This is a genomic window from Paenibacillus sp. B46(2026), from assembly GCF_056786355.1.
Genome location: NZ_CM165907.1, coordinates 4,390,110 through 4,404,716, shown reverse-complemented (window position 1 = coordinate 4,404,716; position 14,607 = coordinate 4,390,110). Strand labels below are relative to the sequence as shown.

Here is a 14,607-nt window from a genome sequence, read left to right as displayed (position 1 = left end):
AAATTGAAATTGGACCGCTTTGTCTAAGAATGGAGGCTGACCCAGGATTGTCTACACAACGTTATCCTTTTGCATATGATCCGGCTGAACCTTTTGTATCCCGTCTCGGGGAATGGGTTGCCGATGTTTTTTACGATATTTTGCCAGAGTCCGGCTTCGAGGTACGGGATGAACAGATTTTTATGGCGTACCAGCTCGAACGGGCCTATGGAGATAAAAAGACCATTATGGCGGAGGCCGGTGTCGGAACAGGCAAGACGTTAGTCTATCTGCTCTACGCGGTCTGTTATGCACGTTATACGGGCAAACCGGCAGTGATCGCCTGTGCCGATGAGTCTTTGATTGAACAGCTCGTGAAGCCCGGCGGAGATATTGCGAAGCTGGCTGCACATCTGGACTTGGAAGTGGACGCACGTCTGGGCAAGTCACCGGACCAATACGTCTGCCTGAACAAATTAAGTGCGGTGCGATTTGCGGATGAGGATGCGCCTGTTATTGAAGAAGTGCATGAGAGCCTGCCGGATTTCGTGAACACGCCAGGTACACTTCAGGCTTTCCATCCGTATGGTGACCGCAAGCAGTATCCACATCTGAACGATCGTCAGTGGAACAAAATCAACTGGGACCCGTTCCAGGATTGTTTTGTTTGTCCCAAAAGACAACGTTGCGGCCTGACGCTGTCGCGTGACCATTACCGTCGTTCCAAAGACATCATCATCTGTTCCCATGATTACTACATGGAGCATGTGTGGACCTATGATGCGCGCAAACGCGAGGGACAATTGCCCCTGCTGCCTGACCACAGCTCAGTTGTATTTGATGAAGGACATTTGCTGGAAGAAGCAGCCCTGAACGCACTGAGCTACAAGCTGAAACACCGTATCTTTGAGGAACTCGTCACTCGCCTGTTAGAAGGAGAGATTCGTGAATCCCTCGCGGAGTGTGTGGATGAAGCGATTGAGAGCAGTGAGCGACTGTTTGCGTTGCTGGATACGTATACGGTGGCGATCCCTGGTTCGGAACGGAAAGAAGTTCGGGTAGAGCCGCCACTGCTGCGTGAGATTGAACGTCTGACGAGTGTGCTGGATGCAATCGGCGAAGAATTGGTATTTGAGAGCGGATTGTTCTCACTGGATGGTTACCAGATGCGTGTCGTGGAAGAACATCTCGATATGATTCAGTCTGCGCTTGCCTTGTTCCGCAAGGAAGATGGTTACATCTGTTGGGCGGAAGAGAGCGAGGATGAGACGACCTTATCGATCATGCCGCGTACCGTGAAGGAGATGCTGAACGAGCGTGTGTTCAACACAGGTATTCCCATCGTGTTCTCCTCTGCCACGTTATCTGTGGACAGTTCATTCCGTTATGTGGCGGACAGCTTGGGCATTGATGATTTTGTATCATTCTCGGTGGCTTCCCCATATGATTATGCGGACAAAATGAAGATGAAGATTACAGACGAAGCTGTGCCGGGTCACCCGGAGAACGAAAATCGTATGCGGGACGCGGTGTCCATGCTCCAGGAGAGTGGAGGACGTGCGCTGATTCTGTTCCGTACTATGGAAGAACTACGCGCGTTCAAGCAGGACATCGTTCATGTACCTGAAGCAGAAGGTTTGCGCTTTATGTATGAGGGCGACCGGGAGATTAGTGATCTGATCGCGGCGTTCCAGCAGGATGAGGAGAGTGTGCTGTGCTCCGTTAATCTGTGGGAAGGACTGGACGTTCCGGGTCCGTCATTATCCAATGTCATGATCTGGTCGCTTCCGTACCCACCACAGGACCCTGTCTTCAATGCGAAACGAAGTGCGTCGGCAGCACCTTACGAAGAGATCGACCTTCCGTATATGCTTCTGCGTGTGAAGCAAGGTCTCGGACGTCTGATTCGGACAAGCACGGATTCCGGTTCTGCGGTTATTCTTGATGAATCACTGTATACGAAAAAGGAAGCCAAAGACCGCATTGCGGCCCTGCTCCCCGAAGGTGTGGAATGGACAACCCTGACACACTAATTACTGTTAAATGTTATAGAGTGAATATACATCTTTAATGTGTTCACATTTTGTTAAAAGTAATATTTACCTTCATAAAGTCCTTGTTCTCTGCGGATTAACATTCTTAGGGGAGCAAGGGCTTTTTGCGTTGTTCAGGCTTTTTTGGTTCTTTTACATGTTTCGTTTTGTTGAATTCCTAGTGCCTGTTTGTTAAAAAATACCCATGCTCAGATACCGTTCCCCGGTATCCGGCGCAATGCAGAGCACCCGGTGCCCCGGCCCCAGTTCCTTCGCGATGCGAAGGGAGGCCCACACCGAAGCGCCAGAGGAAGGGCCGAGCAACAGCCCTTCCCGGGCAGCAAGCTGCCGCATCGTATCCAGTGCGTCCTCATCGGACACCTGGATGATGGCATCCCACACGTCGGTATTCAGAATGTCCGGAATGAACCCCGGACTTGTACCGACGAGCTTGTGTGGTCCGGGCTCGCCACCGGACAGCACCGGAGAACCTTTTGGCTCCACCGCATAGATGCGGATATCGGGTAACTGCTTGCGCAGTTCTTCCCCGGTGCCCGTAATGGTTCCGCCCGTTCCCGCGGTCGCGATGAAGGCGTTCAGCTTGCCATCCATCTGCTGCATAATTTCGGGAGCCGTGGTGATCCGGTGAATGTCCGGATTCGCCTGATTCTCGAATTGCTGTGGAATGAAACTCCCCGGAATATCTGCCTGAAGCTCTTTCGCTTTGCGAATCGCACCTGGCATCCGCTCGGCAGCGGGGGTGAGTACGACATCTGCACCATAGGCTTTCAGGATATTGATGCGTTCCTTGGACATGTTGTCCGGCATGATCAGAATGGCTTTATATCCTTTGGCAGCGGCGTTCATGGCCAGACCGATGCCGGTATTGCCGCTGGTTGGTTCGATAATGGTTGCTCCGGGGGTCAGCAGTCCTGCCCGTTCAGCCTGAACGATCAGGTTGTAGGCGGCACGGTCTTTGACACTGCCACTTGGGTTGAAGTATTCCAGTTTGACGTATACGTCAGCGGATTCGCTGCCTGTAAGTCGGTTCAGTTTAACGGCAGGTGTCTGGCCGATCAGTTCGGTCACATCTGCGGCAATGCCTCTATGTGCGGGTGTTAGCTTAGTCGAATGTGTATTCAAATCCATGAAGTACAGCTCCTTGATTGATAAGACGTTGAGAGCATATCCGGTTGAAATCAAGTCCACTTAACCAGTCTATTCGCCATTGATGGCAAGTAGGCTTGTTTTGTTATAAGAATTGAATTCGATTCATTCCTTATTGGAAAGGTTGGATATTCTCTAATTCCATCTTAATGAACATAACCTGCCTTGGTCAACTTGTTTTGCTGGGGGGGATATTCTGAGGCTGACACTTGAAGCAGTAATGAACATCAACAATTAGTGGTAGTGACGTTTGGTAGTGGATTCAAGCGTAACCTTGGCTGGTGAGCAGGTTGATCAGATCCATCTGGTTGAGATGAACAATAGAAGGGGGGCGTGTGCCCAGGTTCAATGTTGTCAGGGTTGCATCAACTCTGCGCCAGGTCCATCTGCAGATGCCGACTGAGTTCTTTTTTGACTTCGTTTCGTGCGAACGTCCACAGCATATAGAACCGTTGCCAATACCCCCTGCACATATACAGAGTTTCGATACCATCGGCCTCACGTTTCTCTTTCAGTACTTTGACACCACGGGTTCTCATCTGTTTACGAAGGACCAACATCTCCTTGAGCACATTGTTTTGAATGCGGGTCAGCGACAGAATGTAGACTTCGGGCATCTTAAGCAGCAGCGTATCCAAAGTTCGAATATCTCGTTCAAGTACATCCAGCAATAGGGTGCGCACAACCAGACCTTTAATCAGACGATGATCTTCATCTGCAGGGGATGGGGCGGAAGTTGAGGATGTCATATGTTCACTTCCTTAACCTTTAATTGGAATTTTATATTTACAGAACATGTGTTCCTATATTATAATCAATATATGTAATCGAGATACACAATACAACCGAGAAATATTGGAAGCAAGCTCTAACGCATGTTCCTAAAGATACAGATCGTGAATGAGGCTAAGGATTTAAGGACAAGCCTGCTCCAAAATAAGGTATAATTTATGGGTTTTGCAGGAAACCTAAGGGCATAAACCAAATGAGCCTTATGCAGTGCAGTCTGCTACAGAAGTGATTACAAGCAATGAATTAAAGCAATGAAGTGCAATAATGATTCAAGGATGTCTTGCCTTAACACGATAACGCCAGGCCAACGAGAAGAAGCAGTTTTATTTTGGCAAAAATGAGCAACAAAAAAGCCCCTGCCTTGGGCGGCGGGGCCTATGGAATACTGCCGATTCAGCGGCAGGTTTGATAATGTGTTCAGAAATTAAGCAAGATATTGAGGTTTTTCGTAGAACGCCTCTTTTTCAAGGATGACCTTATACGGTCTTTCCTTGCCCTTCAGGGAGGGCCCAATGGTCGTTAGCGGTACGGCCGGCTTGTGGAAACGATCTTCTTCCTTGGGTTCCGGAACCGGTCGTGATGATTCGGGCGCAGAACTGAGGCGTACCTTTTTTTCGCTGCCCCAGCGCTTGCTTATTTTTTTCGTTTCCGGTTTCATTCCGGTTCGCCTCCTAACAAATCGTTGATGGCGTTGAACAGTTGACGATTCTGTAGGTCAATCTGCTGAAATACCGCCTCATCCGCTTCAATATGTCCAATAATGTGAACGGTGATTACATACCTCTTGGCTACAGGATAGCATAGCAGATACTCTTTCTCAAGGTAATCATCATACAGGTTGATCTTGATTTTATTCTCCCGGTAAGAATCAATCACCAGGATGCGCTTGGGATCATCCGGTTGTTTGTCGTCGTTAGCGGACAAGTCATACTTTCTTCCCGGTTCTCCAACATTACCACATAATTGCTCAATATAACCACTGTCATCTGTACGGTATATGGCTGTGCCACGTACAGCGAATGGAGGATGAGAGACAAAGGCAGTACGCAGGGCATCGCTCATTCGCTCCAGCATCTTGGCATCTGCTTTGCGGGTACGCAGCAATTCCCTAAAGAACCGCAGCAACTTAAGCAGTTGTAACCTTGCTTCTCCCTCAGTGCGTTTATGCTTCTCAATGATGTTCTCCAATTCTGGATCACTCCAGCGTCCTTGCTCCTCAATACTGTCTGCGATTTTGGAACATGCCACGGACACGGCTGGTGCCCACTTTCCGTCAGAACGGATTTCATATACGAGTGGATTTAACCCCAGCAGATCTGTGGGCATACGCAATCCTTCGACCTTGGTTGTGTCCTTGATGTCTGTAATATCCTCAGGAAGAATGAAAAAAATACGTTTTCGTCCCAGACGACCCATAAACAGACCCATTTCCAGCATTGTATTATCCCGGACCGACGCGTAGTACTTCCCGCGAATTTTGGATATATCATCCGGATGAAAAATAAAAATGGCAAAGTCAGTCGTACGGACCTCTACTTCCAGATCGTCCATGGTATAGCTGCTTGGATTAAAAACCCCGGAATACCAAGGGGTAACTTCGGCTGAAAAACGTAAGTTTTCGTGTACTGCGGCTGCAATCGGCTTCGCTTCCAGCGAGCAGCCAATAAAGACTCTTGGCTTTAACGTTTTCATCAATCCGCCTCGCTTAAACGGTAGTGGGATTCAATTGTTATATTATACCATAAACAGCAGAGTAAGTCTGGAAACGTCTGAACTGGACAAAGAATAAGCCGATTACGTTTGCTATAGTGTATGTATGAAAGGAAAATGATTCCTTTAAAAAGCGCAAGAAAATAAAAAAAGGCCCCAATTTGTCACAGTTGGGTGACTGACAGTTATTTTTGGAAGCTTTGGTCATAGAATAAAGGAGCAGGTTGCACCATTAGCAAGCATTGCTTATCCTGGTGTTGCCGTATGACTGCTGGAGCAGTCCAAAGGCTGCTTTATGCCTATTTTTGAGGGGTCTGCTGTTTAGACCCGGTCACGTTGGTGTTATATAATAGAAGAACAAGCAAGTTAGCTTTGGTGTTTAAACTGAATGAACGATTACATGTTATAAATCATGCTGAACTTACATTCACACAGGAACGTAGAGTGCAGAACCCGTCTGTAGAAGCGAAGCGCTCGCCTTTATCAACGAATTTTCCCATTTGAAATATGGGATCAGAAAAATTCGTGGATAACAGCGATCAAAAGAGGGTACTGCAATCGAAGTGGGTTAAGTGTGATATCAGACGTTCGACTTTGTGCACAGTGTAATATTTCAATTCGTTTAACCAAGCACAGCTAACCACAACAGAACAGAAAGGATCAGGATACCATGAGTTCCCGAAGGACAATCTCCCCAAGGACGATCTGGAAACGTTACGATCTCTCATACACATAGCGCCCCTTGTAGAGTACACCAACCGGTTCAAAAAAACGGCTGACTCTGCGAAAGAGGGGATTGGAATGAATATTCGAAGGACGTACACGATGATTTCTTCCAGGCTTACCTTTTGCAGGGTACGGTCGGTCTAAAAAACCAACCTACAAACTGCGAGGGAACCTGAATGAAGAGAACATCGTTAACCTTACAACACGTTAAAACAGAGGCGATCAAATTCGCCATTATGCTGCTTGGTACATTTATTTTAGCTTTTGCCTACTATCACATTAACTTTCAGAATCATTTATCGGAGGGCGGATTTGTTGGTCTGGCCCTGCTCGGAAAATACGCAACAGGTTTATCACCTGCCATCGGTATGTTGTTACTGGACATTCCGGTCATGATCCTGGCCTGGTTCCTCAAAGGCTGGAAATTCATGATTCAGGCATTGCTTGGCGTCGGTGCATTTTCCCTATTCTATGACGGCTTTGAACGATACTCCACACTGGTATTGTCGTTTAACGGAAATCTGTGGATTCCGGCAGTTCTATCCGGTGTATTGACAGGGGTAGGCGCGGGGATCGTGCTTCGATTCGGCGGAGCGACAGGCGGAGACGATATTCTCGCCGTACTGGTTAGCCGCTGGAAGGGATGGAAGCTGGGAACCGTTTTCTTTGTCAGTGATGCTTTTGTATTGGGATTGTCGCTATTCTTTCTTCCGGTAAAAGAAACTTTATATACGATTCTGGCCGTATGGATCGCCAGCAAAGTCATCACGTACGTCGTTAGTGTTCCGGCTCGCGGAACCGTGGCTACGACTTCAGCTGTGAAATTGCCGATGCCATCGGCTGCAGCCAAGGCAGTTAACGCAGCTGCTGTATCACAACGGACTACGGTGGCTAGAGGGGTATCCCATTGACCATACGTTTCAGAACAACTATAACCTGTATGCATCATATTCAGGTCTTGATCGTTAACGTTCATACAAAATCCCTTTTGACTGCTCTTCAGCAGCAAAAGGGATTTTGTTGTTTTCGCTCACGTAATAGTGATTTATTCGCTGAACTGTGGAATGACAGCCCACGGTGAATACAGCTATTTTCCGATGTCATCCGATTCATTCAAGACTTGATCGAAGAAGCGATCTGACCATCCTGATTATGGATAATGGCTCGAATATTTTGTTTGCTACTGAGTTTTTTGGCCTTATCCACAGCTTCTGCCTTAGTATCAAAGGTGGACAGATAGGTAGACTTTCCTTCTTCCTTGATCGCCCAGCCAGAGTCGGTAGGTACTACATGGATGTTGTCATGACTTTTGGACGAAGAAACGGGCTCAGAATGACGACGATCCGTGGAAGACGACTTTTTAGGGTTGGAATTATCGGAAGAAGATGTGGAGTCCGATTTCGAACTTTCCGGCACGGGATGATTTTCATCCCATTCTTCAGCCTTAGCTGTCGCTATGGCAATCGAGCGTCCTTCCTCATATCCATCATCGAGCAGAGCATTTGCGATTTCAATTGCTTTGTGTCTGACACGTGGTTCCAAGTTCTTCATGGATACCGGATAATCCTGTTTGTTCCAAGGCATGTGAACCCCTCCTGTACAATAGTGGATTAGTTGTATATTACCCTGTGAGGGGAGAGATAAACGATGAACATCCGAGGTCGTAAGTGCATTTACCGATGATCTATATAAATTGAAATAAACATTTACACGAAACGGAGAGGACAGAAAAAACCTGAAGAAGCGAAGTGTTCGCCTTTATCCCCGGATTTACCCCTTTCTAAAAGGAATCAAAAAATCTGGGGATAACAGCGATCGGAAGGTTGTTCTGTCATCGGAGTGTCCAGTGTAAATATTCTTTATTTCAACTTATCCAGAAGGATCTCGTTCCTATACTTTTGCAAGCCAGAGGAGTATAATGCTGTCCATGAAAGAAATAAGTTCAATATCAGGAAAATAAAGGAGTACATACATATGTTTAGTCTTAGCCTGGCAATCCCTATGCTGTTCACCATGCTGATTCATGCTGCAGACAGCTTGTCATATGCGCTGCGCCTTGGTGGGCTACGCACTCGCAGAATTGCGCTAGCCATTTCTTTGGCGGGTATCTTGCTGCTGGTTTCTCGAACCTCGAATATGGCCCAGGGCCCAATGGTAGGTAATCTGGTGGACACCGCAACCCGTGGAGCCAATCCACACTTTGCAGCGCAACTACACTGGTTAATGGGTGCGGCAACGATTGGAACGGCATTAGCCATATTGTGTTTTCCAACCATGGTGAAGCTCTCATCAAGAATGGTTGTACATTTTGAAGCAGCCGGTTCCATCCCTACGATGGTTCGCGGTATGCTGAAGCGAAGCAAGATTAGAAATGCAACGTATTACATCACCCCGCCATCCTGGAAGATGGCCAAACGATTGGTACAGCATGGGATGCCAAGACGGTTGATGATGCTGAATGTAGCGGTAACCGCAATCTACACCACAGGTGTCCTGTCCAGCTTGTACGCAGCGTACCTTTATCCAGGGCAGGCTGTAGCTGCATCCCAATCGACCGGGTTAATTAACGGAATAGCAACTATTTTGCTGACCATCCTGATTGATCCAAGAATTTCCCTGCTCAGTGACCGATCATTACGTGGCGAGATTCGTTTGGATCGCATGAATCAGATTTATGGTTGCATGCTCGTATCCCGTTTATTCGGTACTCTGTTGGCACAGTTGTTATTAATTCCATTTGCGTACTGGATCGGATGGATTGTAAGTATGATGTGACGACTTCTTTCCTGAATTGTAGCCAGGCACTCTCTTGTACATCTTCTGAAGCAGCAAATAAGAGGGTGCCTGTGCACATTTGAATTGACGGAGTATTTTAGCTGTGATACTATTAGACCGAATAGTCGGTTTATTTTATGGAGGTTTTTCCAATCGAAGTCAAACGAAGAAAAGATGTTGCCCAGATTAAGAAAGACATTGCGCGTAATACCAAGGAACTGTTTGCCCAAAAGGGGTATAGTGCAACTTCCATGGAAGACATATGTACGATTAACAATCGGAGTAAAGGCAGCATCTATTATCATTTCAAAAGCAAAGAAGAGTTATTCATGTATCTAATCAAGCTTAATAATGAAGATTGGATGGATGCTTGGCTGGACAAAGAATCCGGGTATAAGACTGCCATAGACAAACTGTACGGACTTGCTGATCATTATGTGGATGATTTGGCTAACCCGCTGAATCACGCTATTAACGAGTTTGTCTCGGGTCAGGTCGTCAGTCAGGAGATGCTCGATGAGATGCTTTCCCTGATCCGCATTCCATATGCGACATATGAGTCCATTATTGCTAAAGGCATGGAGGACGGGGAGTTAAAACCGGATGACCCACAGGATGTAATGCACATTATCTACGGTCTGTTTAGCGGATTGACTACACTCTATTATGAGAAGGATCTGACGGATATTCGTCGTATTTACCACAAAGGCATGGCCAGTCTGCTAGCAGGCATTCAACAACATTAACCATGAAAAGCTGATGTAACGTCAGTTTTTCTTTTGGATATTAATAAACCGGACAGTCGGTTTAAAAGGAGATGGAGAATGAACACATTGTTCAGGAACAATGCTTTTTTAATCGTTACAGGGTCTGATCTGCTGCAAAATCTGGCGATATGGATCCGGAATATGGCAATCCTCTATTATGTGATGGAACGTACTCAGGGAAGTCCAGTAGCCGTCTCGATGATTACCGTACTTGAATATGCTCCGATTTTCGTTTTCTCCATCATTGGCGGTGCGCTTGCTGATCGCTGGAATCCCAAACGTACGATGATACTGGGGGATATTCTGAGTGCGTTGTCTATTGTCATGATTATTGCCGTTTTATCTTCCGGTTATTGGCAGATTCTATACGTTGCCACGTTTGTATCCTCTATCGTTAGCCAGTTTTCTCAGCCATCCTCTCTAAAGATTGTGAAGAGAAATGTAAAAGGAGAACATTTGCAATCTGCCATTGCTATTACCCAGAGTGGTCAATCCTTGTTTTTAATTCTCGGACCGATCGTCGGAACGTTTATATACACTGCAATGGGAATTCAGGCATCCATGTACGCATTACTCATTCTGTTCCTCATCTCTGCGGTTTTACTTACATTTCTGCCGAAGGATTCCGCCCAGCGGGAAACGGACACCTCTTTACTGGCGGATATCAAGGAGGGCTGGCAATATGTTGGGCAATCCCGCTCTTTAAGAATGCTTAGTTTGGTATTCATCTGTATAGGGCTTTCTGCGGGTCTCATCAGCCCACTTGGAATATTTCTGATCACTGAACGTCTGGGACTTGAAGCAACATCGTTACAGTTCCTGTCTGGAGCATCCGGATTAGGTTTATTGATTGGAGGAGGTATTGCGGCTGCTGTAAGTGCCAAGTTGAACCAGACCTTAACTCTGCTTGTAGGTGTGCTGTGTCTGGCTGTAACCACGCTGGGGGAAGTGTTATCCAGTTGGTTCTGGCTGACTCTTGTCATCAGCTTCTTGAGTTCAATCAGTTTGGCATTTATCAACGTCATCATCTCCACGTATTTGGTCACCCGGATTGATGAGCACTTGATCGGGAGAGTGAATGGCACCATCACACCTTTATTCATAGGAACCATGCTTCTTGGATCTTCCATGGCAGGTGTACTAATGAACAGCACATCCATTTTTATCGTCTACGCCATTTCGGTTACGGTGATGATCCTGGGTATCGTTCCAGCGATGAGAATTCAATTTCATAATGATCAGACGGCTCCTGCCAGTCAATTGAATTCGGAAATCTCTTCGAGCCAAACCTAATCAATGCATTCTGGTGCAACAATAGTTCGTCTATTAAAACAAGAACGTACAACAAAAAAGCAGCGGGATCATCCCACTGCTTTTTTGTATTTGTATTAAAACTTATTGGAAAAGAACGGTGTACTCACCGTATCCTTCTTTTTGCAAGTCTTCTTTGGGTACAAAACGAAGTGCCGCAGAGTTGATGCAATAACGCATTCCACCTGCTTCGGCAGGACCATCGTTGAACAGGTGACCCAGATGGGAATCACCCTCACGACTTCTCACTTCGGTACGAATCATGAAATGGCTGAGATCGGTTTTTTCCTTCACGTTGTGGTCACGCAATGGACGTGTGAAGCTCGGCCAGCCGCAGCCGGAGTCGTATTTGTCGGTAGAACTGAACAATGGCTCGCCAGATACGATGTCCACATAGATACCATCACCGTGGTGATCCCAGAATTCGTTATGGAATGCAGGCTCGGTTGCGCTGTTCTGCGTAACTTCATATTGAAGCGGCGTCAAACGCTCTTTCAGCCCGTCTTTATCCACGTTACCGGTCCAGTTGCGTTCGATGAAATCTACACGTCCAGAACCTTTGCTGTAGCGTTTGTAATGGGCAGGGTTCTTCCGGTGATAATTTTGGTGATGTTCTTCCGCTTCATAGAACGGTTTGGCTGGCAAAATGGGTGTGAAGATTGGTTTGTCAAAACGTCCGCTTTGTCCCAGCTCCGCTTTGGAGGCTTCCGCAATCTGGCGCTGTTCCTCGCTGTGATAGAAGATGGCCGTCTGATAGGAAGATCCGCGGTCATGGAATTGCCCGCCTGTATCCGTAGGATCAATCTGCTGCCAGAACAGTTCAACCAGTTTCTTATAAGGGAAGATGGCAGGGTCGAACGTAATCTGCACAGCCTCTACATGTCCTGTTGTCTCTGAGCAGACCTCTTCATATGTTGGATTCTCGGTATGTCCACCTGTATAACCCGATACGATCTTATGAATACCGGGCAGTTCTTCAAAGGGGGATACCATACACCAGAAGCATCCGCCTGCAAAAGTTGCTAACTCACTTGAATGTTGTTCCATGCTATAGTCACTCCATTTCTGATGAAGATTTAGCGCTCGGGTTCGAGCTCCAGCAATCTATCGTTTTTATTGAAACCTGTTAACACAAGCATTAGGCTTGCTCTTCTATTATATCCTGAATTGGCAAGCCAACCAAGCCGGAATGAAAACAAGCTGAATCTGAACGGTTTGCGAATTCTGAATTCAGGCTTTGTTGCGTGACCGAAAGCGAAATAAGAGCAATACAATGGCCATGAACACCAGATATCCGGCAAGGATTCCCAGGCTCAGCCAGATGGAGGTTTCAGCCTGTGCACCTGCATAGGCAAATACAAAAATCGCTGGTATTTTCCCAATGGCCGTGGCAACCATGAAGACCCAGAATGGCGTGTACGTTATACCTGCGTAGATATTAACGGCCATCTGAGGCACGATCGGAAGCAGCCGCATCGACATGACACCCATGAACGGATGTGCTTCCATCCATGTGGTAAAACGGTTCAGACCCCGAATACGTTCGAGGTACGATCTCGCCTGATGTCTGAAGATGGTTCTTGCTCCGCCATAAACGAGCATGGCTGCAAGTGTGGTGCCAAGCCAGCATATCCAGGCTGCCGTGGTGGTACCGTAACTGTAACCAAAGGCGATGATGACAAACTTATAAGGAATTACAGGCACAAGAGCAAACAATGTTGCCATGGCGAGTAACAGCGGGATGGACTGATGGAGATCGGTCCAGGCCAGCAGTTCATATCTGTAAATAAACGTCACTCCTGCAAGTAAAACATATAACAGGAGCCATAACCATTTTCGCAAAATTCCAAACGCTCCTTTCAGATCAGGCAGGTCTGGTCGTGTCCGATCTGTACTGCTGTTCCTCATAAGTTTACCACGTTCGCCCATTGTCTGAACAATTCTCGCCAAAGTCTGCTGCAATCACTGGCAAGTTGCTGTCCGAAGGGTTACACTATAGGACGTGGAAATATAGAACCGAACTGAAGGTGGAATGATCATCATGGAAACAACCCAACGTAAACGAGTTGCAATTATCGGCCTCGGCGATATTGCACGTAAAGTATATTTGCCGCTGTTAACAGCTCATCCGAACGTGGAGATTGTAGGCATTATGAACCGATCTCCGGAGCCGGTCAAAGCCATTCAGGAGGCATATCGATTAGAACGGGGAACAACGGATCTGAAAGAACTGTTGTCCTGGGATCTGGATGCGGTGTTTGTACATACAGCAACGGAAGCGCACTTTGACATTGTCATGCAATGTCTGGAACAAGGATTAGCCGTGTACGTAGACAAGCCGTTATCCTATACACTTCGGGAGTCGGAAGAGATGACGGCTTTTGCCGAGGCGCAAGGTCTGTTGCTTGCGGTAGGCTTCAACCGCAGATTCGCTCCGATGTACCAAAAAGCGAAAGAGTGGATGCAGGGTGGAAAAGGTTTTGAGTCCCTGACAGTGACCAAACATCGTACAGGCATTCAGGATCGTCCTGCGGCAGAAACCATCTATGATGATCTCATCCATATGCTGGATCTGATGATGTGGTACTCGGATCATAATGTGGAGTTGCTTCATCAATGGATTCGGAAGAATGATCTGGACAGACTGCTGCATGCGACCGGAACGGCCAAGCTGGGCCGAAAAGCCTGCGGTCGATTCGATATGGTGCGTGAAGCTGGGGCAGATCTGGAGAAGATCGAATTGCATGGTGGTGGACGATCTGTTGAAGTCGTGAACATGGACACGATCAGCTACATGGAACAGGGGAGTCTGGAAACCCAAGAAACGTTCGGGAGCTGGGATACCGTATTAGCACGCAGAGGTTTTAGCGGAGCCGTCGATCATTTCCTGGCGTGTCTGGACTCGCCTGATGATTGCCTGATCAGTGCAAGTCATGTCATGGACAGTCATGAACTGGCTGAACAGTTGATTCGCAAATAATTGCAGAATACACATACGGAGGAATACACGTCATGGATGAATATGAAAAGGAACGTAATAAACAGATCGAGGAAGCTGTCATCGAAACCTATAAACAGGAAGAAGAGATGATGATCCTCGTATTTGCCCAGTGGTGTGTTAATCATGGATTGGACCCGGAAGAGATGTACCGGCAAGCCTACCCGAATCAGCAGAGCAACGAGCGTTTGCAGCAGGTGCAGAAGCTGATTGTATCCAAGGAGGAAGCCGGTGAAATCCCGGATGATACAGTAATTGGCGTGTTGTCCATGTTTGGCAATGAAGATCTGGCGATGGTTGTATCCGAGGCCATAGCCGCGCGCAAATAAGTTCAACTTACGTATACTAA

Annotated in this window: 14 protein-coding genes; 7 read left to right on the top strand and 7 right to left on the bottom strand. The window is 47.1% G+C overall.

What is annotated here, in order from left to right; genetic code table 11:
• Nucleotides 1-47: 47 nt before the first annotated feature.
• Complete coding sequence (locus tag AC1S8V_RS19725; RefSeq protein ID WP_482070425.1) at nucleotides 48-2,012, top strand: ATP-dependent DNA helicase; 1,965 nt, start codon at nucleotides 48-50, stop codon at nucleotides 2,010-2,012.
• Nucleotides 2,013-2,204: 192 nt separating this feature from the next.
• Here the strand turns inward: AC1S8V_RS19725 and cysK are convergent, their stop codons facing one another.
• The 4 genes from cysK to AC1S8V_RS19705 all read right to left on the bottom strand — a co-directional run bounded on the left by cysK (nucleotide 2,205) and on the right by AC1S8V_RS19705 (nucleotide 5,663).
• On the bottom strand, nucleotides 2,205-3,161 hold the full coding sequence (gene cysK, locus AC1S8V_RS19720; RefSeq protein ID WP_482070424.1) for a cysteine synthase A: 957 nt from the start codon (nucleotides 3,159-3,161) through the stop codon (nucleotides 2,205-2,207).
• A gap of 383 nt (nucleotides 3,162-3,544) precedes the next feature.
• Complete coding sequence (locus AC1S8V_RS19715; RefSeq protein ID WP_482070423.1) at nucleotides 3,545-3,928, bottom strand: YhjD family protein; 384 nt, start codon at nucleotides 3,926-3,928, stop codon at nucleotides 3,545-3,547.
• A 467-nt stretch (nucleotides 3,929-4,395) separates the two neighbouring features.
• Nucleotides 4,396-4,629: a hypothetical protein gene (locus AC1S8V_RS19710; protein WP_017687536.1), complete on the bottom strand. Its 234-nt coding sequence runs from the start codon at nucleotides 4,627-4,629 to the stop codon at nucleotides 4,396-4,398.
• A complete protein-coding gene (locus tag AC1S8V_RS19705) occupies nucleotides 4,626-5,663 on the bottom strand; it encodes a nucleotide-binding protein (protein ID WP_051447360.1) in 1,038 nt (345 codons plus the stop codon). Before AC1S8V_RS19705 ends, AC1S8V_RS19710 begins: the two co-directional genes overlap by 4 nt.
• A 920-nt stretch (nucleotides 5,664-6,583) precedes the next feature.
• Here AC1S8V_RS19705 and AC1S8V_RS19700 point away from each other — a divergent pair.
• Nucleotides 6,584-7,318 carry a YitT family protein gene (locus AC1S8V_RS19700; protein ID WP_482070422.1) on the top strand — a complete coding sequence of 245 codons (735 nt, stop codon included), beginning with the start codon at nucleotides 6,584-6,586 and terminating at the stop codon, nucleotides 7,316-7,318.
• Nucleotides 7,319-7,520: 202 nt separating this feature from the next.
• Here AC1S8V_RS19700 and AC1S8V_RS19695 read toward each other — a convergent pair whose 3' ends face one another.
• Nucleotides 7,521-7,991 (bottom strand): DUF2188 domain-containing protein, encoded by a 471-nt coding sequence (locus AC1S8V_RS19695; protein WP_482070421.1) that lies wholly within the window; start codon nucleotides 7,989-7,991, stop codon nucleotides 7,521-7,523.
• Nucleotides 7,992-8,381: 390 nt separating this feature from the next.
• On the opposite strand from AC1S8V_RS19695, the gene AC1S8V_RS19690 reads away from it, so the two are divergent.
• The 3 genes from AC1S8V_RS19690 (at nucleotide 8,382) to AC1S8V_RS19680 (ending at nucleotide 11,242) form a co-directional block, all read left to right on the top strand.
• On the top strand, nucleotides 8,382-9,182 hold the full coding sequence (locus AC1S8V_RS19690) for a lipid II flippase Amj family protein (protein WP_482070420.1): 801 nt from the start codon (nucleotides 8,382-8,384) through the stop codon (nucleotides 9,180-9,182).
• A gap of 137 nt (nucleotides 9,183-9,319) precedes the next feature.
• On the top strand, nucleotides 9,320-9,928 hold the full coding sequence (locus AC1S8V_RS19685) for a TetR/AcrR family transcriptional regulator (protein ID WP_482070419.1): 609 nt from the start codon (nucleotides 9,320-9,322) through the stop codon (nucleotides 9,926-9,928).
• Between the two features lie 78 nt (nucleotides 9,929-10,006).
• The gene (locus AC1S8V_RS19680; protein WP_482070418.1) at nucleotides 10,007-11,242 is read left to right on the top strand and encodes an MFS transporter; all 1,236 of its coding nucleotides are present in this window, start codon (nucleotides 10,007-10,009) and stop codon (nucleotides 11,240-11,242) included.
• 102 nt (nucleotides 11,243-11,344) lie between these two features.
• On the opposite strand, the gene msrA is transcribed toward AC1S8V_RS19680, so the two are convergent.
• Together msrA and AC1S8V_RS19670 are read right to left on the bottom strand one after the other, a co-directional pair.
• On the bottom strand, nucleotides 11,345-12,307 hold the full coding sequence (msrA, locus tag AC1S8V_RS19675; RefSeq protein ID WP_482070417.1) for a peptide-methionine (S)-S-oxide reductase MsrA: 963 nt from the start codon (nucleotides 12,305-12,307) through the stop codon (nucleotides 11,345-11,347).
• A 183-nt stretch (nucleotides 12,308-12,490) separates the two neighbouring features.
• Nucleotides 12,491-13,189, bottom strand: a complete 699-nt coding sequence (locus AC1S8V_RS19670) for a TVP38/TMEM64 family protein (RefSeq protein ID WP_482070416.1) — start codon at nucleotides 13,187-13,189, stop codon at nucleotides 12,491-12,493.
• Nucleotides 13,190-13,301: 112 nt separating this feature from the next.
• On the opposite strand from AC1S8V_RS19670, the gene AC1S8V_RS19665 reads away from it, so the two are divergent.
• Both AC1S8V_RS19665 and AC1S8V_RS19660 read left to right on the top strand, forming a co-directional pair.
• On the top strand, nucleotides 13,302-14,240 hold the full coding sequence (locus AC1S8V_RS19665; RefSeq protein WP_482070415.1) for a Gfo/Idh/MocA family protein: 939 nt from the start codon (nucleotides 13,302-13,304) through the stop codon (nucleotides 14,238-14,240).
• 32 nt (nucleotides 14,241-14,272) lie between these two features.
• Complete coding sequence (locus AC1S8V_RS19660) at nucleotides 14,273-14,587, top strand: hypothetical protein (RefSeq protein ID WP_482070414.1); 315 nt, start codon at nucleotides 14,273-14,275, stop codon at nucleotides 14,585-14,587.
• The last annotated feature ends 20 nt before the right edge of the window (nucleotides 14,588-14,607 follow it).